An 18811-nucleotide genomic window follows, 5' to 3' on the forward strand; every position below is an offset into this window, starting at 1 on the left:
CGGTTTCTTACCCGCAGTGCTCATTTGACGCGCTGCGCCGAAACCGCCCGGGAGGGAGAAGTGCTTTTCCCTCCCGGATCTCCCTTCGCTTTTTCAACCAGCGATCCGCTCGCTGGCTATGTTTCAGGTATCACCGCGACAGGCTGGAACCTCTCATTCAGCAAGCTTTCTGAATCGCCCGCCACCCACAATCCGTATTTTCCCCGTTTACCAAACGCCATTTTGGAATACACTTCATTCCTAAATTTCATACTCCGTTTTGTGGCGCAGATCACATCTTAATTGTATGATGAATACATTATTCAACTGGGTGATACACCATGAGCACCGCAATCTCTCTGGTATTCCAATATGTTCGGGCGTTTATTCTGATTTATCTCTGTTTATTCGCCGGGAATGCGATTTCATCTCTTTTACCGCTCACCATTCCCGGCAGCATCATCGGCATGCTGATCCTGTTTGGTTTGCTTTCAACCCAAATTCTGCCGTTCAAATGGGTCAAACCGGGCTGTAATGTTCTGATTCGCTATATGGCGTTACTGTTCGTCCCTATCGGCGTCGGGGTCATGAATTATTACGAGCAACTGCGCACGCAGTTCGGGCCGCTGGTGGTGTCGTGTCTGGTCAGTACCCTGATTGTATTGCTGGTTGTCGCCTACTGTTCCCACTATATCCATGGCGAACGCGGTGCGGTGACGGATAAAGCGGAGGATAAAAATGATTGATATATTGTGGTCGCTGCCGCTGACGCTGGTGGTGTTTTTCGCCACCCGTAAGCTCGCTATTAAACTCAAAATGCCGCTGCTCAACCCGCTGCTGATGTCGATGGTGGTGATCATTCCGCTGTTGCTGGTCACCCATATCCCTTACGCGCGCTATTTCGCGGGCAGCAAGATCCTCAATGATCTGCTGCAACCCGCCGTCGTGGCGCTGGCGTTTCCCTTGTACGAGCAACTGCATCAGATCCGCGCCCGCTGGAAATCCATCATCAGTATCTGTTTTATCGGCAGCGTGGTGGCGATGGTGAGCGGCACCGCGATTGCATTATGGATGGGAGCAACGCCGCAAATTGCCGCATCGGTATTACCGAAATCCGTCACCACGCCGATTGCCATGGCCACCGCGCAGTCGATCAATGGTATTCCGGCCATCAGCGCCGTGTGCGTGATTTTCGTCGGCATCCTCGGCGCGGTCTTTGGTCATACGATTTTGAATGTTCTGAAGATCACCACCAAAGCCTCACGCGGGCTGGCGATGGGTACCGCATCACACGCACTGGGTACCGCCCGCTGTGCAGAAATGGATTATCAGGAAGGCGCATTCAGTTCACTGGCGCTGGTGATTTGCGGCATCATCACCTCCCTGCTCGCCCCGTTCCTGTTCCCCGTCCTTCTCGCCCTCTTCGGTCATTAACCTATAACGAGCACAGATTCCTCTAACGGGTTCGGATTGTATCAAGGCGGCAACTGAGCGAATCCCCGGGAGCTTACAATAAGTAAGTGACTGGGGTGAACGAAGGCAGCCAACGCAGAGACAATTTGAAGCAGGACGAGGAAAAAGTGTATGTCACTTAAACCTTAGAAAAAGTGACATACAAAGCTGAAAGTACCCGGTTTAAGTACAGTCAGAAAAGAATCTGCCGGTCTGCCGTAAAAGCAGACAGGCAGCGATAACGAAGAGATGGAGCCTGGCGCGTAAACTTACGCGCCGGAGAGTATTACGAATTCATCTGGAACAGTGACATACCCTGCATGGCGCTGTAGGTCTTATAGGATGCCTGAAGCGCAACCTGCTGCAAGGTGTAGGTCGAAATTGCTGAGGTCCATTCGGTATCGACCAGATTACTGAGTTTGGTCGAGTTCGATACATCACGGTTGTCGCCCAGTGTATCGAGATTATCCAGTTCGGACATCTGCGTACCCAACTCTGAACGCACGGAAAGCACGTTGTTGAGTGAGTTACTCAGGCCACGGTTGGCTTTATCGATGGCATCGGTGTATTGCGTATCCGTGGTGTTATCCGCCGATGGCGTTCTCAGCGCAGTCAGCGCACCGTCGATGGTTTTGAATAAATCTGATTCGCTCGGAGAACCGTCCGGTTCGGCTTTCGCATCACCGGTTAAGGCATTAAAAATCTGGTTACCGGTATGGTTGATGGTCATGGTACGACTGGTATCAACCTGCTGAGTAATAGACGTCGTGCCCCCGGAATAGGTTACCGCACCCGTTGTGGCGTCCTGCGTATAAGGCGGAGTATCACTTTTGTAACCGGCGAAGATGAAGCGGCCGTTACCGTCGGTGCTGTTCGCCAGGTTCACCAGTTGCGATTTCAGGCTGTCCAGTTTAGTCGCCAGAGAAGAACGGTCGTCATCGCTTAAAGAACCGTCACCGGCCTGAACGATCAACGTCTGTGCATCCTGAATGGTCGAGGTCACGCTGCTTAAAATCGACTCTTCCTGACTCATACTCTGGTTAGCAAAGGTACGGGCCACGGAAAACTGGCTGTTCTCCGATTGCGCCTGCCGTACCAGCACCGCCTGCGACGCCGCCAGCGGGTCATCCGAAGGCTTGCTCACTTTGCTGCCGGTCGACAACTGTAAACCGGTCGCCTGGAAGCGGTTCTGACCATCCAGTACCGCATTCATGTTTTGGTTGTAAATCATATTGGTACTAAGACGCATGGCATCAGTTCCTTATCAGTTCTGGGATCAGCGAATGTTGATGATCGCGTCGAATATCGTCGAAGCCGTCTGCACGACCTGCGCGTTCGCCAGATAATATTGCTGGTAACGTTGCAGATCGCCGTATTCTTCATCGAGGTTAACCCCGGAGATAGACTGCTGTTGAGCGGTGAGCTGCGTGACGATATTCGCCTGTGAGGTGCTGGTGGTGGTCAGCGTGGAAACCTGGTTACCCACGTTACTTACCATGCTGGCGTATGCGCCCGACAGGGTGGATTTACCTTCCACCAGTTTCGCGGTTTGCAGATTCAGCAGTTTCTGCGCGTTGGTGTTGTCACTCACGCCGCTGTCTGCCGCACCCGCTGCGGCGATCAATGAAGAATCACTGATAGCCAGATTCATGCTGCCCGCAACATTGCTGACCGTTTTGATGGTGATGCTGTCATTGGTATTCGGCGTGCCGGTGACGGAAACCGACAAGCCATCGAAATTCATCGTCGGATCACCGTTGCTGTCGGTGCCCGCCGTCGGGGTGATTTTTGCCCCGTCGGAAACGCGGGTTACATCCCAGCTGGTGCCGTTGTAAGCCATGGTGTAATCGCTGGCTTTCACCGCGGCCGTGTCGGTATATGCCACGCTCAGTTGGGCGCTGCCGGTATTTTTGGTGTTGCTGACCGTGGTCGCGCCGGTGAAGGAGAAGAAGTCCGTCCCCGCGTCACCGTTGAGGTCAAAACCGGCTTTGTTGGTGGTATTGAAGCTGTCAGACAGCGCCAGCGCCAGTTGCCCGAGCTGGTTAATGGCCGGTTCCAGGTTGTCTTTACGGAAAGCCAGCGTGCCGCCGAGCGAACCGGTGGTCAGACGGCTTTCCTGAATTTCAGAAACCGAACCGTCCGGTTGGGTCATGCCGACCGTCAGTTTGGAAGGATCGGCACTGGACGGCATCGCAACCACCGTTTTGGCGTTGCCGCCGCTCACCAGCGGCGTGCCGTTGGCGAATGAAATATTGTAAGTATCGCCGTCCTGCTGGGTCACGACCACACCGGTGACGTTGTTCAGCTGACTGACCAGTTGGTCACGCTGATCGAGCAAGGCGTTAGGTTCCTGTCCGGTGCTGCCACGCGTCGCGGTGATCTGACTGTTCAGTTTGGCAATCTGCGACGCATAGGTGTTGATCTGGTCAACATTCTGCGTGACTTGCTGGTTAACGGCGGTATTCATGTCGTTCAGGTATTTGGCTGAACTGTTGAACTGCGCGGTTAAACCCTGTGCCTCACCCAGCACTGCCTGACGAGCCGCACTGTCGCTGGCATTGCTGGTCAGCGTTTGCAGGCCTTTAAAAAAGGTCGACATGGTGGCATCGATACCTGTGGAACTGTCGCCGAGCAGGTCATCGATAGAGCTGGCCTGATCAAGCTGCGTTGACAGCGCGCTGCCGGTTGCGCTGGCACCCAGAAGCTGCTTCACCACGAAAGAGTTGTACTCACGATTCACACCGGTCACCGTCACACCGTTGCCGATATAACCGGCAGGAGTAGAGATGCCATTACTTTGCGTAATAATGGCGGTCTGGCGGTTATAACCGGCCACACTCACGTTAGCGATGTTGTTCCCGGTGGTACTGAGCGCCGCCTGCGCTGCGTTCAGTCCGCTCATTGCGGTATTAATTAAGCTACTGGACATGAGTGACCTTTTGGCTGCCGGTGACTTTTTACCACCGTGTAATTAAGGAAGCTGAGCCGGGGGTTTCCCCTTTTCCCATTCTGATCGTGTTATCGGCCTGCACCGCTAAAACTTGAGAAAAAAAACGAGGATTTGCGGGTCTAGAAGATATCTTTTAAATCATGGCTATAGGCTTTCACCGCCTGCTCGCCCGCGCCTTTGATTTTCTGGATCACACTCACCAGTTTGTCGGCATAATTCGGGTCGGTCGCGTAACCTGCTCGTTGCAAGGCATGCGCGGCTTGTTCAGGAGTACTGGCCGAGGCAACCTGCGCATAACGCGGGTTGTTGGTGAGCAATTTGATGTAGTCGCTGATGGCTTCCACATAGGAGCCGTACACGCGGAAACTGGCCTGCACTTTTTTCGCCACGCCGCTGGTATATTCCGTGGTGGTGATTTGGGTGGTCGGACCGTCCCAGCTGCTGCCCGCTTTGATACCGAACAGGTTGAAGCTGCGTTTGCCGTCGGCAGTCGGGATCTCGCGCTGCCCCCAGCCAGATTCCAGCGCGGCCTGCGCCATGATCAGCTGATGCGAAATCCCGCTGTCTTTACTGGCGACCTGTGCCGGAATGGTGAGGCTGGAAACGAACTGTCCGCTGTCGGCTGGCAACGGTGCGCCGCCGGTGGTGCGGTCCGGCGCAGTCGGAATGACTTTGCGCAGATACTGTTCCATCGCCTGCAACGGCATGGTTTTCAGCACTTCGCCGTCCAGCGCCATCGGCACCGTTCCCGCCAGTTCTGACGGTTGCTTGCTGCCACCGGTCAGTTGTTCGACCATCATGTCGGCCATGCCCAGCCCTTTGTCGGACATGTCCTGAGCAATTTGCTGATCGTACATCGATGTATAAAGTTTGGTGGATTCGTTATCCAGAATCCCCCCTTGCGGCAGTGCCTGACGCATGCTTTTCAGCATCATCTGCACGAACACCCCTTCAAACTGCTTCGCCACTTCTTTGATGTGCGCCTGAGGATCCTGCGCCACATCCCGCTTCAGTTTGTTAAGGGATTGCGTGTCATACGCCGCCCCTGACATCGACATCAGATCGCTCATCAGATAATTTCCAAATCAGCACGCAGGCATCCGGCTGTTTTCATCGCCTGCAGAATGGACATCAGATCGATAGGCGTCGCGCCTAACGCGTTCAGGGTACGGACAACGTTGTTCAGGCTGGCACTGGAACGCACCTGCTGAATCGACCCGCCGGACTGGCGTACGGAAATATTGGTGTTCGGCGTCACTACCGTCTGACCGCCGCCAAATGGCGTATTCGGCTGGCTGACATCGTTCTGGCGATCGACCACCACAGACAGATTGCCCTGTGCAACCGCACAGTTATCCAGGGTCACATCGCGGTTCATGACCACCGAACCGGTACGGGAGTTGATGATGACTTTCGCATCCATCGGCCCGACGTTCACTTCGATATTTTGGATCTGCGCCAGAATGCGCACCTGAGAGGTGTTGCCACGCGGCACCACCACCTGAATATTGCGGGAATCCAGCGCTGACGCCACCCCCATTCCCTGACGGTTGATGGCGTCACTGACCTGCTGCGCCAGGTTGAAATCTTCGTCGTTAAGTTGCAGGCTGATCACGCCTTCGGTGCCGAACGTACTCGGCAATTCGCGTTCAATGGTTGCCCCGCCGGTAATACGCCCACCTGAAACCTGGTTAACTGTCACGCTGCTGCCACCGGAGGAAGCGCCTGCACCGCCGACCAGCACGTTACCCTGCGCCAGTGCGTAAACCTGATTATCCACCCCTTTCATCGGGGTCATCAGCAAGGTGCCGCCGCGAATACTTTTGGCATTACCCATGGATGAAACCACCACATCGATGGCCTGACCGGCACGCGAAAACGGCGGCATTTTGGCGGTGACCATCACCGCCGCCACGTTTTTCAACTGCATGTTGGTGCCTGCCGGTACCGTGATACCGAGCTGGGACAACATGTTAGTCAGCGTCTGGGTGGTAAAAGGTGTTTGTGTGGTCTGGTCACCGGTACCGTCAAGGCCCACCACCAGACCGTAGCCGATCAGGGCGTTATCACGCACACCCTGTACCGTCGTCAGATCACGAATACGGTCGGCGGATGCGGGCAGTACCACCAGGGCGGACATCGCCAGACAGAGAATACCGGAAAGGAGTTTTCGCATGATTGCCTCGTTATAACGGCGATAAGTTTAAGAAGAACCGCTGCAACCAGCCCATGTTCTGCGCTTCATTGATGTAGCCATTCCCGACGTACTCGATGCGTGCATCTGCCACCTGCGTGGAGATAACGGCGTTCGAACCGCTGATGGTGCGCGGGTTGACCACACCGGAGAACCGGATAAATTCAGTTCCCTGATTAATTTCGATTTGTTTCTCTCCGACAACTTTCAGGTTGCCGTTTGCCAGCACTTCCCCAACCGTCACGGTCAGGGTGCCGCTGAAGGTGTTATTGGCCGCTGCGCCGCCTTTACCGGCAAAGGTGTTGGCACCGGTCATATCGAGGTCGGCACGGGCATTACCGAACAGACCTTCCAGATAACGTGGCGCTGTCGCTGCGCCAAAGCTGGTCGCGCCGTTGCGGCTGGCGTTCGCTGAGGAGCTTTTGCTTGCACTGACATTTTCCTGCAAGACAATGGTCAGCGTGTCGCCGACATTACGTGGACGGCGGTCTTCAAACAGAGGCTGATAACCGTAGTTCATCGGCTGAACTGACTGGAAAATCGAACCGTTAGGAACCGGCGGTGCCGCAGGCGCAGGGGTCGCTGTGGTTGCTCCGGGTACCAGCGGGGTATGCGGCATATACGCGCAGCCATTCGCCAGTAACGTGATTAACAGCGGCAGCACCAGCTTGCCTGGTCGGTCTTTAGAAGAAGTCATTACCGACGTGTTTTTTTTGGTCACCACAGTTATCGCCTTTAAAAAATCGACCTGGTAGGGATCTGAACCGGTTCAGGACAGAAGCGTTTCCGCCCCTGCCCTCTTGTTTTCAATCAACCGCCAAACATTACAGCTGGGAAAGTTTCTGTAGCATTTCGTCCGAGGTGGACACGGCTTTACTGTTAATTTCGTAAGCACGCTGGGTCTGGATCATGTTGACCAGTTCTTCCGCCACGTTGACGTTAGAGGTTTCCACATAACCCTGATACAGCAGACCTGCGCCGTTCAGACCCGGAGTGCTTTCGGTTGGTGCGCCGGAGCTTTGGGTTTCCTGGTACAGGTTTTCACCGAGTGATTCCAGGCCGCTGTTGTTGATGAAGGTGCTCAGCGTCAGTTGCCCCACCTGCTGTGCCGCCGTCTGACCTTGCGTGGTCACACTCACGATACCGTCACGCCCGACCGTCATGCTCAGCGCATTCGCCGGAACGGTGATCGCAGGAATAACCTGATAACCACTGGAGGTCACCAGCTGACCGTTCTGATCAACCTGGAAAGACCCGTCACGGGTATAGGCCGTTGTGCCGTCCGGCAACTGAACCTGGAAGAAACCTTCCCCTTTGACGGCAATGTCTTTGCTGTTGCTGGTCTGCGACAGGTTGCCCTGCGAGAACAAACGCTCAGTAGAAACAGGACGCACACCGGTACCAATCTGTAAACCGGATGGCAGGTTGGTTTGCTCAGAAGACTGCGCACCAGGCTGACGGACTGTCTGGTAAAGCAGGTCTTCAAATACCGCACGCTGGCGTTTAAAACCGTTGGTGCTGACGTTCGCCAGGTTGTTGGCGATTACATCCATATTGGTCTGCTGGGCATCCAGACCGGTTTTCGCAATATACAGCGATGGGATCATGTCATTACTCCTCTGCCATCATCAGCTCATTGACAGCAGATTGTTGGCACTCTGTTCATTTTCATCGACGCTGTGGATGACTTTCATCTGCATCTCAAAGCGGCGGGCGTTGGCGATCATGTCAACCATGGTTGAAACCGGATCCGCGTTACTGCCCTCAAGCGTTCCGGGCATAACGTGAATAGTCGGGTCAGGCTGTAAAGCCGCACCCCGTGCCTGAACGGTCGCCGGCGTTGGCCGGAACATACCATCATCGCCACGGGTGACTTCATTGTTGGCCGCTTTCACCAGCTTGAGCTTACCGAGCTGGCCCATGGTGTTGGGGTCAGCACCGGCTTCAAGCACGGCAATGGTCCCGTCCGCAGAAACCGTGAGCTGAGAATTCGGCGGAACTTCAATCGGGCCGTTATCCCCCATCACCGGATGACCCTGAACGGTCAGCTGGTTAGTCGGTGACACTTGCATGTCACCGTTACGGGTATAGGCTTCAGAGCCATCAGGCATCTGCACCGCAAGGAAACCGTCCTGCTGTAAAGCCACATCCAGCGGACGGCCGGTGTAGTTCAGCTTGCCCTGCGTCATATCTGCGCCCGGCGTGGATGCCGTGACCAGCGTGCGGGTTTGCAGGCTTTCACCGTCTACCGGCACTGCGCGCATCGCTAAAAGCTGCGAGCGGAAGCCCGGTGTATTGGCGTTAGCCAGGTTACTCGACGTCACCGACTGCTGAACCAGCGTCTGGCTGGCTGCGCCGCCTGCGGTGTAGATAGCGTGATCCATAATGCTGCCCTGTTCTCAGGTGATAAAACGCGTATTAACGCAGGTTAACCAGCGTGTTCAGGATGGAGTCCTGAGTTTTGATGGTCTGCGCATTCGACTGGTAGTTACGCTGAGCAACAATCATGTTGACCAGTTCCGCACTCAGATCGACGTTGGAAGATTCCAGCGCGCCGCTGGTCATTGACGCTAAACCGCCCTGACCCGCGATACCGGTCACAGCCTGGCCGGAAGACGCGGTAGCCGTCCACACGTTGTCGCCTTCAGATTTCAAACCTTCCGGGTTAGAGAAGTTACTCAGCACAATCTGGCCCAGTAACTGGGTTTTGTTGTTGGAGTAAGTGCCGGAGATTGTGCCGTCGTCATTGATGGTGTAACCGGTCATCTGACCCGCTGCATAACCATCCTGAGTCTGGGAACCGATGCTGTCGCTGCCGGTGCTCTGCTGGATACTGCCGGTGAAATCCAGGGAAACGGTTTGTGGCGTCACCGTCCCGTTAGTCGCGGTGTTCATTGGCAACGTCAGTGCCAGACCGGCATTGGCGACGCCTGCGGCGTTAGTGGTACTCACCAGCGCACCACTGGTATCAAATTGCATTGCACCAATTTTGCCGGCTGTTGAACCTGTGACGCTGCCGTCTTGCGCGTAAACATCCCAGTTGTTCGCAGAGGTTTTCACGAAGTAGACGTTGTTATCGTGAGCATTACCCTGTGAGTCATAGGTGGTGATGCTGTTGACGTAGTTGTAGCTGGTGTCATCGCTGCTGCTGAACGTTTTGGCGGCCGGTATCGCCGTATCCGTTGAGTTCAGGTTGGCCACCATCGTACCCACCGTGGTGGCTTTCGCGCTCATCAGAGTGGTCGGGATGTTCAGGGCAACCGGCTGTGCGCCTGCGGCGATAGTCGGGGGGGTGCCGGTGGCCGGAAAACCGGTGACACTCAGACCCTGCATGTTCACCAGATTACGGTTGGCATCCAGTGAGAACTGACCATTGCGGGAGTAATAAACCGCGCCACTGGTGTCCGTCAGACGGAAGAAACCGTTGCCGCTCAGGGCCACATCCAGACCGCGGGAGGTGTTGGTGGTCGTACCGTCATTGAAGTTCTGAGTGACAGCGGCGACTTTAACGCCCATACCGGTTTGGGAACCGGCAAACATATCGGCAAAAGAGGCGGTGGCTGTTTTAAAACCGACGGTCGCGGAGTTGGCAATGTTGTTACCAATCACATCGAGGTTAGTCGATGCCGCGCTCAGGCCGCTGACTGCTTGGGAAAAGCTCATGTTAGCTCCATTGTACTGTGTGTAGTGTTTTTAGCTCCTGCCCCGGCGAAGGGGAGGGAGCGGTCTGAGTGACTCACTTACAAAATCTGGCGTACAGAATCGACTTTCGCGGTTCCGCGTACGCCCAGATCCAACGCGGTATTCCCGGCTGAATCTGTCGTTACACCATTGACCAGCGCATAGTTCAGCGGTGTCGCCACCATTTGCTGACCATTGTTCAGGGCATTGATGCTGAAGGTGTAGCTGCCATCCGGTGCTTTGGTGCCATCGTCCTGTGTACCGTCCCAGGTATAGCTGTGCACACCGGCAGTCTGGGAGCCCAGCGTGATGGTTTTCACCACTTTACCGGTGGCGTCGCTGACTGTAGCGGTGGTGGTATCGGAGGCCGTTTCCAGTTCAAATCCGAATGGCGTGGTGCTGACAGTGCCGTCAGTGTCGCTGCCGACCAGAATTGCGCTGCCGGACACCATCACGCCGTGACCGATCAATGAACTTGCCTGAACAGATGAACCACTGGTGATTTGTCCGGAAATGCTGCCCAGCGTGGTATTGAGTTTTTCAATCCCGCTGACGGTGCTGATTTGTGCCAGCTGACTGGTCAGCTGACTGTTATCCATCGGATTGGTGGGATCCTGGTTTTTCAGCTGGGCGACCAGCAGGGTCAGGAAACTGCTGGATAAATCATCCGCAGAACTGGTTCCGGTTGTGGACGAACCACCGGAACTGGTGCTGGCGATCGTGGTGTTATCAGTGGTGTCATTTATCGACGTGGTAATTGCCATGATTCGCTCCGCTATTGCCCCAGAGTGAGGGTTTTCATCATCAACGACTTGGTGGTGTTAAGCACTTCGACGTTGGCCTGATAACTGCGGGAAGCGGAGATGGTGTTCACCATTTCGCTGACCACATCTACGTTTGGCATCTGCACATAGCCTTTTGCATCCGCCATCGGATTGCCCGGCTCATACACCATGCGCATGGGTGCCGGGTCATCAACGACCTGCGCCACTTTCACGCCGCCGGTTTCCTGACCCGGTGCCGCATCCACCTGGAAAACCACCTGCTTCGCTTTATACGGCTTACCATCCGGGCCGGTGACGCTGTCGGCGTTGGCCATGTTACTGGCGCTGACGTTCAGGCGCTGAGACTGCGCGGCCAGCGCAGAACCGGCGATATCAAAAATACCAAGCATTGACATGGGCTATTATCCTTGCAGCACCGACATCATCCCTTTGATTTGCCCGCCGAGAACGGTCAAATCGGTCTGATAGCGCACGCTGTTATCCGCAAAATTGGTACGTTCACGGTCCATATCGACCGTGTTGCCATCTGCCGATGGCTGGTCAGGGATCCGGTACATCAGATCCATATCAGCAGGCTGTACGTTGGACGCCGGGATATGGCGGTCAGACGTCAGAGACAAGGAGATGCCGCTGCCGCTCGCACGCCCCTGCTCCATCACCTTCTGCAACTGACTGGCAAAATCGATATCGCGCGCCTGATACCCGGGGGTGTCGGCGTTAGCGATATTGGCTGAAAGAATTTCTTGCCGCTGGGCGCGCAGGTTGAGCGCTTCCTGTTGGAACTGTAGTGCGGCGTTCAATTTGTCGAGCATGCGCCCTCCGCAAAGTGAGATTTTGGAGTCGACAGCATAAATGCGAGTGTCAACTGGCTATCGTCTGAATAAGCATGAAATCGGGCGCTATTTGTCCCTTTAGGAATTGCAAAGTGAGCGTAGACTTGTGGCCAGTAGTAGGTTGGCACAAAGGTAAAACGCGAATGAACATGCTGAAAATATGTCGTACAGGCATTACGCTGGGCTGCATCATGACCGGTGCGACGTCTGGTGCTGTGAGCTATGCGCAGTCTTTGCCAGTGCAAGTCAAAAGCGTGCCGGCCTCGTCCAATAGCGATACACTGCTGTCCTCGCAAATTCAGCAGTTCTTCCGCCAGCAATATGCTGAAAGCGGAATGCAGGTGACCGTGGTCGTGAACACCCCGGCGGCGCGTCAGCCCCAATGTTTATCACCACAATTTATGCTTTCACCGAACAGTCGCACCTGGGGCAATGTCTCCGTGGCGGTGAACTGTAACGGCAAGAAAAGTTACGTACAGACCAAAGTGCAGGTCAGCGGAACGTACTGGGTGGCGGCGAAGAACGTGCCAGCGGGCGCTCACCTGACACAAACCGATATGCAACAAAAAACCGGGCGACTGGATCTGCTGCCACCGAAAACCATTCTTGACAGTCAACAGGCGGTGAATGGCATCACGCTGCGAAACATCAGCATCGGCCAGCCGTTAACCTTATCCATGCTGCGCCGTCCGTGGATGGTGCATGCGGGGCAGGAAGTTCAGGTTCAGGCAACAGGCAGTGGTTTTAATGTATCGAGTGCCGGTAAGGCGATGAACAATGCTGCAGCGAATGAATCAGTGCGGATCAGAATGCCGTCAGGTGCAATTGTGAACGGAACAGTAGGCTCAGATGGGTCTGTGACAGTGACGATATAATCCTAAAGTGCAGCCGTTGTTCTGCAAAAAGCTGCAATAAAAGCTAAAGTTATTTCGCCACATGTCGATAACACACGTATCAGAGTCGTCCGCGACGGCATTTTTAAGGGTTTTCATGAGATGTTCAAAACCCTGATCCCCATACTGGAGAAGAAATTTATGGCTATCGATCGTACTCAAGGTGTTTCACCTTTAACCTCGATCCAGCAACGCGAACCGTCTGAAGCTTCAGTACAGAACACGCGTAAAGAAGGCACTGTTTCTGGCACCACCACCAGCGGTACGGCGGTGACCCTGAGTTCAGCACAGGCATCTCTGACTCAGTCAAGTGCGCAGGACATTAACACGGCACGTGTCGAAGAACTGAAACAAGCTATCCGCGACGGTAAACTGACGATGGATACCGGCAAAATCGCTGATGCTTTGTTACAGGACACGCAGGATTATCTCAAAGGTCTTTAAGCTGAAGACCTCAGTGTGAAGACAAAAAGTTGGAAGGTAATAAGGCCCGATGAAGAACTTTATCAAGACCATGACTACCTTGGTTGAAACGTTGCAAGCGCTGGATCAGGTGATTAATCACGAACAAACGATACTGTGCTCTGGCCGCGTAAATGGTGCAGCCTTGCAGCATATAACCGAGCAGAAAAGTTCATTGTTAGCCACGGTAGACTATCTTGATAAACAGCGTCGTCAGCATGACGAACGCCTCAGACAAACCGCACCCTACTCAGATCCACAAGGGCAGAGTCAGCCGGAAATCGCCGCGATGTGGCAAGATATTGTGCAAATGACCGCCAGGCTGAGTCAGATAAATCGTCACAACGGCATGTTACTGGGCAAACAAATCGCCTATAACACCGAGGCGCTGGCGATCCTTAACGCCAGTCAGACGCAGAAATTCTACGGACCGAACGGGCAGGAAACCGTATCGGGGCAAACCGTCAGGAAGATCTCCGTTTAACGCCAGACGAGGGGAACGGTTTCCCCTCCGTATTCGTATTTCCCCGCGATTCACATCCCGACCTCTGCTGATACCTCTGTCAGATTAGCCAGACTTCTGATTTATCCCGATCTGTTTCCACCCGTCTGATGAGCAGAATGGCTTGCCTGCTGGGCTTTGCCCTGCCCCCGGTTCAGATAAGTTGTCAGCGCGGTTTGCCTGGCTCCCCTGCGAAGGGGGAGGTTGGGAGGGGGTTTTAAGGGCTAACACCTGGTCAGTGCAAACTTCAACATATTGATTTTTATTTAATACCCCACCCCAACCCTCCCCTTCGCAGGGGAGGGAGCCGTTCTCAGTTACAGGTGATCCTGGTGTAGCGACCCGGCCAGATGAGTTCCGGTGATAGCTGAACATCCATACAGATAAAATGGGCAAACATTGAGAATGGGAGACGGCGTCCGGAAGGTTTTCAGGGATTACTAGAGCCGGTGGAGGGCTTACTTATAGTTCACGATCACTTCATTACTGATCACCCGCAGCGGCGTATTCATTGCGCCAGCGCCGGGGACAAAATAAACCAGTCTTAATGGTGAAGTGGCGGACTGGCCGTAAAACGATTTTGTCACCCCGCCTTCGGCGTCCAGATTGATGCAGTGATTCATGGTGTTGCAGAGTCTGACCTGTAAACCGGCGGGTCTTGCGCCGAGCACTTCATATTTCCAGCTTAGGGTTGTGATGGTTGCGGAACCAGAACTGCGCACGGGCGCGGATGCCGGCGGGGCTAACGCGCCCGACGACATCATCACGCCACGGTTTTGCAGCACCACGCCGCGCTGGGTATCGGACCATGAACCGGACGCGGCCAGCGCGGGCAGGCTCAGTGTGGTCAGCAACAACAGTGTGGCGCGGCGCATGTTATTCACCGCCGATGGTGGCGGTCATGCGGATCTGGCGGCTGTCGCTCATTTCCAGATTCGACATCACGACGATATTGGGCAGTGAACGGCGCAGGAAGCGTGACAGCAGCGGACGCAGTGCGTGGTTCACCAGCAGAACCGGTGGCGCACTGAGCATATCCTGACGTTGTAATGCCGCCTCGGACTGGGTCAGCAAACGTTCAGCCAGACCCGGTTCCAGACCACCGCCGCTTTGCAGCGCCTGTAACAGCAGACGTTCCAGGGAGGTATCCAGTCCGATAACCTGCACTTCACCGCTGCCCGGGAACCACTGCTGGGTAATCGCCCTGCCGAGCGCAACACGCACCACGGACGTCAGTTCGTTAGGATCCGGCTGGTTCGGGGCATATTCCGCCAGTGTTTCAACAATGGTGCGCATATCGCGGATCGAAACGCGTTCAGATAACAGGTTCTGCAACACTTTGTGCATATTGGTCAGGGAAATGATGCCCGGAATGAAATCTTCCGTCAGCTTCGGCATTTCTTTGGTGACACGTTCCATCAGTTCCTGCGTTTCCTGACGGCCAAACAGCTCTTTGGCGTGCATGCTGATCAGGTGATTCAGATGCGTTGCGACCACGGTACTGGCTTCCACCACGGTATAACCCTGAATCTGTGCCTGCTCACGCATAGCAGGTTCAATCCAGACCGCCGCCAGCCCGAATGCCGGATCAACCGTCGCTTCGCCTGGCAATTCGCCAATCGCGCTGCCCGGGTTGATCGCCATCCAGCGGCCCGGATGCGCCGCACCCGTGCCGATTTCCACGCCTTTCATCAGGATACGGTAGCCCGCTGGCGGCAGTTCGAGGTTATCGCGAATATGAATAACCGGCGGCAGATAGCCCATTTCCTGTGCGAATTTTTTACGGATACTGCGGATACGTCCCAGCAGCTCGCCGTTTTGGGCGAAGTCCACCATCGGGATCAGACGGTAGCCCACTTCCATACCCAGCGGGTCTTCAAGCTGAACGTCCTGCCAGCTGGCTTCTACCATTTGTTTACCGTTGTCTGCCACGGCCGGTGCGGCCGCTGCGGTGGCCGGTTTTTTCAGCTCCTGACCGCGAGTCCACCACGCCAGCGCCAGCAGCCCGGCGGTGAACATCAGGAAGACAAAGTTCGGCATGCCCGGCACCATACCGAGTAAACCCAGAACACCGGCACTCAGCATCATGACGCGCGGATTGCGGAACAACTGGGTCACCATCTGCTCGCCGACGTCTTCGTTGGTGCCGACGCGGGTGACGATAACACCGGCTGCAGTAGAGATAACCAGCGCCGGGATCTGCGCAACCAGACCGTCACCGATGGTCAGCAGCGTATAACTTTCAGCCGCATGGCCGAGATCCATACCGTGTTGCAACACACCCACCAGCAGGCCGCCGACGACGTTGATGATCATGATCATCAGACCGGCAACGGCGTCACCCCGCACGAATTTACTTGCACCGTCCATTGAACCGTAGAAGTCCGCTTCCTGCGTCACGTCGCTGCGGCGTTTTTTCGCTTCGTCTTCGCCAATCAGACCGGCGTTCAGATCCGCGTCAATCGCCATCTGTTTGCCGGGCATCCCGTCAAGCACAAAACGCGCGCCCACTTCGGCAATACGCCCGGCACCTTTGGTGATAACCATGAAGTTGATCAGCACCAGGATGATAAACACCACGATACCGATGGCGAAGTTGCCGCCGACCAGGAAGTGACCGAAGGCTTCAATCACCCGCCCCGCGGCCGCGCCGCCGGTATGCCCTTCCAGCAGGATCACACGGGTTGAGGCAACGTTCAGCGACAGACGTAATAAGGTGGAAAACAGCAGAATGGTCGGGAATGCCGCGAAATCCAGCGTGCGCTGGGTAAACATTGCCACCAGCAACACCATGATGGATAACGCAATGTTAAAGGTGAACAGCAGGTCAAGGATGAACGGTGGTAACGGCAACACCATCATCGACAGGATGATCAGGATAAGAATTGGGCCTGCCAGTACCTGCCATTGTCCGGACTTAAAGTTGGCGGGTAAACGCAGTATCGCGGCCAGATTAGCCATGGGTATCACTCTCTCCTGCTGCAAAATCCAGACCTTCAGGGACTGGTAAATGTTGAGGTTTTTTCGGGATCAGCCCGCCTTCGCGCTTCCAGCGTTTCAGCTGATAAACCCAGGCCAGAACTTCAGCCACGGCGGCATACAGCGTCGCCGGAATTTGCTGACCAATGTCACTGTGCCGGTAAAGCGCACGCGCCAGAGGCGGCGCTTCCAGCATCGGAATTTTGTGCTCGACACCGAGTTCCCTGATACGCAGCGCCACGTCTCCCGCGCCTTTCGCCAGTACTTTCGGTGCACTCATTTTGTTTTCACTGTATTGCAGCGCAACGGCGTAGTGCGTCGGGTTGGTCACGATAACGTCCGCTTTTGGCACATCGGCCATCATGCGGCGCCTGGCCATCGCACGTTGCTGCTGGCGGATACGCCCTTTAACGTGCGGGTCACCTTCCTGACTTTTATGTTCGTCGCGGATATCCTGCTTGCTCATACGCAGCTTTTTCAGGTTGCTCCAGATTTGCCAGAACACGTCGAAACCCACCATCGGCGTTAATCCCAGTACCACCATCAGCCCGCAGAACACCACCATGTTCAGTGCTTCACCCAGCGCCGGAATGGTCGGTTGCGCCATGAGCCGCATCATGTCCGGCCATTTATGCCACAAATACAACCCGGCGACGGTGCCGACCAGCAAGGCTTTCAGAACGGCTTTCAGCAGTTCCGCCAGCACCTGACCGGAGAATAAACGTTTCAAACCGGCAATCGGATCCATACGGCTGAACTTGAACTCAAAGGATTTACCGCTGAACATCAGGCCGCCGAGTAACAGCGGCGCGGCGAGTGCGATCAAAATCAGGCCGCCGATCACCGGCAATAATGCCCAGACTGCGCGGCCCAGCAGCGTCGCCATCTGCTGCAAAACCTGCCGGTCATCGCTGACCATGCCGTGATCAAACTTAAGACCTTGCGAAATCATCACGCCAAGCTGCCGCGCCATAGATTCGCCCGACATCCACAGCAGCGTTAAGCCGCCTCCCAGCATCAGAATTGAGGTCAGTTCGCGCGAGCGCGGTATCTGCCCTTCCTCACGCGCTTTTTCAAGCCGGTGTGCGGTGGGGGCCTCACTTTTTTCGAGATCGCTTTCTTCAGCCACCGGCGGTTCCTGTCAGGGTTTACCCGGCATGTAAAACACGACGGGCACAATTTCATGCAAACTCCCAACGTCACTGGAGTTGTAGCAAGGCAGCAAGCGAGAGGATCCCGATGAGCTGATATGAGTCAGTGATTCGGGTGAACGAACGACGCTACAGATTCAATGACGCAGGGATAGCATGACAAAAGCGGCGAAGTCTTATTGGTGAATTAGAGAGGAAAAATGGCGGCTATTCAGCAGATGAATTTATTTGTAAAAATTTCAGATAAGAAAAACACCCCTCAGTGCGAGACGGAGAGGTGTTTATTGCTGACGTGCTGGCACATCAAAAACCTAATGAATCCAGCAGATCGTCTACCTGTTCTTGTGAGGCCACAACACCGACACCGTTGGAATCGAGTTGCGGGCCGTTCAGCAGGCTGTCGTTTTCGCGCTTCGCTTTAGCCTGTTGTTCAGGAATATTTTCCATCAGCACCATTAACAGCTGATTTTCGATTTCCTGTACCACGGTCATCATGCGTTTAATGACCTGACCGGTCAGATCCTGGAAGTCCTGTGCCATCATGATTTCCATCAACTGAGCATTGGTAAAACTGGTGTGCTCAGGGATTTCTTTCAGGTAGCTGCGGGTGTCCGTGACCAGCTCGCGGGCATCCGATAATTCAATCGGATTTTCAAACCATTCATCCCAGCGCTTATCAAGTTTCTTCGCGGCAGATTCAAGTTTGTTCTGACGAGGCTGCGCAGCCTCAACACAGTTCAGGGCGCGTTCAGCCGCCTGAGCCGTCATGGTAACAACATAATCAAGACGATCGCGGGCATCCGGAATTGCTTCGGCTGCCTGAGCAATGGCCTGATCCAGACCAAGTTCACGCATGCTGTCACGCAACATACGGGTCAGTTGCCCAATACGGGCGATAATTTCGCCCGCGGTTGCTGCATCATTTGCAGGCATTGGTATCTCTGCCATAT

Annotated in this window: 20 protein-coding genes; 5 read left to right on the top strand and 15 right to left on the bottom strand. The window is 55.0% G+C overall.

Annotated features, from left to right (window positions below; all coding sequences use genetic code 11):
* The first annotated feature begins 320 nt into the window (after positions 1-320).
* Together ABIC79_RS02555 and ABIC79_RS02560 are read left to right on the top strand one after the other, a co-directional pair.
* Positions 321-725, top strand: coding sequence for a CidA/LrgA family protein (locus ABIC79_RS02555; protein ID WP_013575175.1), 405 nt, complete (start codon positions 321-323; stop codon positions 723-725).
* A complete protein-coding gene (locus tag ABIC79_RS02560; RefSeq protein WP_013575174.1) occupies positions 718-1413 on the top strand; it encodes a CidB/LrgB family autolysis modulator in 696 nt (231 codons plus the stop codon). Before ABIC79_RS02555 ends, ABIC79_RS02560 begins: the two co-directional genes overlap by 8 nt.
* Positions 1414-1717: 304 nt before the next feature.
* Here ABIC79_RS02560 and flgL read toward each other — a convergent pair whose 3' ends face one another.
* The 11 genes from flgL to flgB form a co-directional block, all read right to left on the bottom strand.
* Positions 1718-2680, bottom strand: coding sequence for a flagellar hook-associated protein FlgL (gene flgL / locus ABIC79_RS02565; protein ID WP_013575173.1), 963 nt, complete (start codon positions 2678-2680; stop codon positions 1718-1720).
* Positions 2681-2707: 27 nt separating this feature from the next.
* Complete coding sequence (gene flgK, locus ABIC79_RS02570) at positions 2708-4360, bottom strand: flagellar hook-associated protein FlgK (protein WP_013575172.1); 1653 nt, start codon at positions 4358-4360, stop codon at positions 2708-2710.
* Positions 4361-4500: 140 nt separating this feature from the next.
* Positions 4501-5451, bottom strand: coding sequence for a flagellar assembly peptidoglycan hydrolase FlgJ (flgJ, locus tag ABIC79_RS02575; protein WP_013575171.1), 951 nt, complete (start codon positions 5449-5451; stop codon positions 4501-4503).
* Positions 5451-6557 (bottom strand): flagellar basal body P-ring protein FlgI, encoded by a 1107-nt coding sequence (locus ABIC79_RS02580; RefSeq protein ID WP_013575170.1) that lies wholly within the window; start codon positions 6555-6557, stop codon positions 5451-5453. Before ABIC79_RS02580 ends, flgJ begins: the two co-directional genes overlap by 1 nt.
* 10 nt (positions 6558-6567) lie before the next feature.
* Positions 6568-7272: a flagellar basal body L-ring protein FlgH gene (locus tag ABIC79_RS02585; RefSeq protein ID WP_071823641.1), complete on the bottom strand. Its 705-nt coding sequence runs from the start codon at positions 7270-7272 to the stop codon at positions 6568-6570.
* A 127-nt stretch (positions 7273-7399) separates the two neighbouring features.
* Positions 7400-8182 carry a flagellar basal-body rod protein FlgG gene (gene flgG / locus ABIC79_RS02590; RefSeq protein ID WP_013575168.1) on the bottom strand — a complete coding sequence of 261 codons (783 nt, stop codon included), beginning with the start codon at positions 8180-8182 and terminating at the stop codon, positions 7400-7402.
* A gap of 21 nt (positions 8183-8203) precedes the next feature.
* Entirely contained in the window at positions 8204-8959 is a 756-nt protein-coding gene (locus ABIC79_RS02595) for a flagellar basal body rod protein FlgF (RefSeq protein ID WP_013575167.1), read from the bottom strand.
* A 34-nt stretch (positions 8960-8993) separates the two neighbouring features.
* Positions 8994-10238 carry a flagellar hook protein FlgE gene (flgE, locus tag ABIC79_RS02600; protein WP_013575166.1) on the bottom strand — a complete coding sequence of 415 codons (1245 nt, stop codon included), beginning with the start codon at positions 10236-10238 and terminating at the stop codon, positions 8994-8996.
* Between the two features lie 77 nt (positions 10239-10315).
* Positions 10316-11020: a flagellar hook assembly protein FlgD gene (gene flgD / locus ABIC79_RS02605; RefSeq protein WP_013575165.1), complete on the bottom strand. Its 705-nt coding sequence runs from the start codon at positions 11018-11020 to the stop codon at positions 10316-10318.
* Between the two features lie 11 nt (positions 11021-11031).
* A complete protein-coding gene (gene flgC, locus ABIC79_RS02610; protein ID WP_013575164.1) occupies positions 11032-11436 on the bottom strand; it encodes a flagellar basal body rod protein FlgC in 405 nt (134 codons plus the stop codon).
* 6 nt (positions 11437-11442) lie between these two features.
* Positions 11443-11853: a flagellar basal body rod protein FlgB gene (flgB, locus tag ABIC79_RS02615; RefSeq protein WP_013575163.1), complete on the bottom strand. Its 411-nt coding sequence runs from the start codon at positions 11851-11853 to the stop codon at positions 11443-11445.
* Between the two features lie 164 nt (positions 11854-12017).
* Here flgB and flgA point away from each other — a divergent pair, with 164 nt between their 5' ends.
* The 3 genes from flgA (at position 12018) to ABIC79_RS02630 (ending at position 13713) form a co-directional block, all read left to right on the top strand.
* Complete coding sequence (flgA, locus tag ABIC79_RS02620) at positions 12018-12749, top strand: flagellar basal body P-ring formation chaperone FlgA (RefSeq protein ID WP_015689767.1); 732 nt, start codon at positions 12018-12020, stop codon at positions 12747-12749.
* 159 nt (positions 12750-12908) lie between these two features.
* The gene (gene flgM, locus ABIC79_RS02625) at positions 12909-13211 is read left to right on the top strand and encodes a flagellar biosynthesis anti-sigma factor FlgM (protein ID WP_013575161.1); all 303 of its coding nucleotides are present in this window, start codon (positions 12909-12911) and stop codon (positions 13209-13211) included.
* A 49-nt stretch (positions 13212-13260) separates the two neighbouring features.
* Positions 13261-13713 carry a flagella synthesis protein FlgN gene (locus ABIC79_RS02630; protein ID WP_013575160.1) on the top strand — a complete coding sequence of 151 codons (453 nt, stop codon included), beginning with the start codon at positions 13261-13263 and terminating at the stop codon, positions 13711-13713.
* Positions 13714-14189: 476 nt separating this feature from the next.
* Here ABIC79_RS02630 and ABIC79_RS02635 read toward each other — a convergent pair whose 3' ends face one another.
* The 4 genes from ABIC79_RS02635 to cheZ form a co-directional block, all read right to left on the bottom strand.
* Positions 14190-14606 carry a flagellar protein FlhE gene (locus ABIC79_RS02635; protein WP_015689761.1) on the bottom strand — a complete coding sequence of 139 codons (417 nt, stop codon included), beginning with the start codon at positions 14604-14606 and terminating at the stop codon, positions 14190-14192.
* 1 nt (position 14607) lies between these two features.
* A complete protein-coding gene (gene flhA / locus ABIC79_RS02640; protein ID WP_015689760.1) occupies positions 14608-16692 on the bottom strand; it encodes a flagellar biosynthesis protein FlhA in 2085 nt (694 codons plus the stop codon).
* On the bottom strand, positions 16685-17839 hold the full coding sequence (gene flhB / locus ABIC79_RS02645) for a flagellar biosynthesis protein FlhB (protein ID WP_013575156.1): 1155 nt from the start codon (positions 17837-17839) through the stop codon (positions 16685-16687). Before flhB ends, flhA begins: the two co-directional genes overlap by 8 nt.
* Before the next feature lie 325 nt (positions 17840-18164).
* Positions 18165-18809: a protein phosphatase CheZ gene (gene cheZ / locus ABIC79_RS02650; RefSeq protein ID WP_013575155.1), complete on the bottom strand. Its 645-nt coding sequence runs from the start codon at positions 18807-18809 to the stop codon at positions 18165-18167.
* Positions 18810-18811: the final 2 nt, after the last annotated feature.

Origin of the sequence: Rahnella sp. 2050 (assembly GCF_040544515.1) — a bacterium.
GTDB classification, from domain to species: domain Bacteria; phylum Pseudomonadota; class Gammaproteobacteria; order Enterobacterales; family Enterobacteriaceae; genus Rahnella; species Rahnella aceris.

Coding starts and splice junctions, on each gene's coding strand:
- ABIC79_RS02580 (WP_013575170.1), bottom strand. CDS start 6,557: ATGCGAAAACTCCTTTCCGGTATTCTCTGTCTGGCGATGTCCGCCCTG.
- flgK (WP_013575172.1), bottom strand. CDS start 4,360: ATGTCCAGTAGCTTAATTAATACCGCAATGAGCGGACTGAACGCAGCG.
- flhA (WP_015689760.1), bottom strand. CDS start 16,692: ATGGCTAATCTGGCCGCGATACTGCGTTTACCCGCCAACTTTAAGTCC.
- flgC (WP_013575164.1), bottom strand. CDS start 11,436: ATGTCAATGCTTGGTATTTTTGATATCGCCGGTTCTGCGCTGGCCGCG.
- flgL (WP_013575173.1), bottom strand. CDS start 2,680: ATGCGTCTTAGTACCAATATGATTTACAACCAAAACATGAATGCGGTA.
- flgG (WP_013575168.1), bottom strand. CDS start 8,182: ATGATCCCATCGCTGTATATTGCGAAAACCGGTCTGGATGCCCAGCAG.
- flgB (WP_013575163.1), bottom strand. CDS start 11,853: ATGCTCGACAAATTGAACGCCGCACTACAGTTCCAACAGGAAGCGCTC.
- flgA (WP_015689767.1), top strand. CDS start 12,018: ATGAACATGCTGAAAATATGTCGTACAGGCATTACGCTGGGCTGCATC.
- flgE (WP_013575166.1), bottom strand. CDS start 10,238: ATGAGCTTTTCCCAAGCAGTCAGCGGCCTGAGCGCGGCATCGACTAAC.
- ABIC79_RS02560 (WP_013575174.1), top strand. CDS start 718: ATGATTGATATATTGTGGTCGCTGCCGCTGACGCTGGTGGTGTTTTTC.
- flgD (WP_013575165.1), bottom strand. CDS start 11,020: ATGGCAATTACCACGTCGATAAATGACACCACTGATAACACCACGATC.
- ABIC79_RS02585 (WP_071823641.1), bottom strand. CDS start 7,272: ATGACTTCTTCTAAAGACCGACCAGGCAAGCTGGTGCTGCCGCTGTTA.
- ABIC79_RS02630 (WP_013575160.1), top strand. CDS start 13,261: ATGAAGAACTTTATCAAGACCATGACTACCTTGGTTGAAACGTTGCAA.
- ABIC79_RS02555 (WP_013575175.1), top strand. CDS start 321: ATGAGCACCGCAATCTCTCTGGTATTCCAATATGTTCGGGCGTTTATT.
- flgJ (WP_013575171.1), bottom strand. CDS start 5,451: ATGAGCGATCTGATGTCGATGTCAGGGGCGGCGTATGACACGCAATCC.
- flgM (WP_013575161.1), top strand. CDS start 12,909: ATGGCTATCGATCGTACTCAAGGTGTTTCACCTTTAACCTCGATCCAG.
- cheZ (WP_013575155.1), bottom strand. CDS start 18,809: ATGGCAGAGATACCAATGCCTGCAAATGATGCAGCAACCGCGGGCGAA.
- ABIC79_RS02595 (WP_013575167.1), bottom strand. CDS start 8,959: ATGGATCACGCTATCTACACCGCAGGCGGCGCAGCCAGCCAGACGCTG.
- ABIC79_RS02635 (WP_015689761.1), bottom strand. CDS start 14,606: ATGCGCCGCGCCACACTGTTGTTGCTGACCACACTGAGCCTGCCCGCG.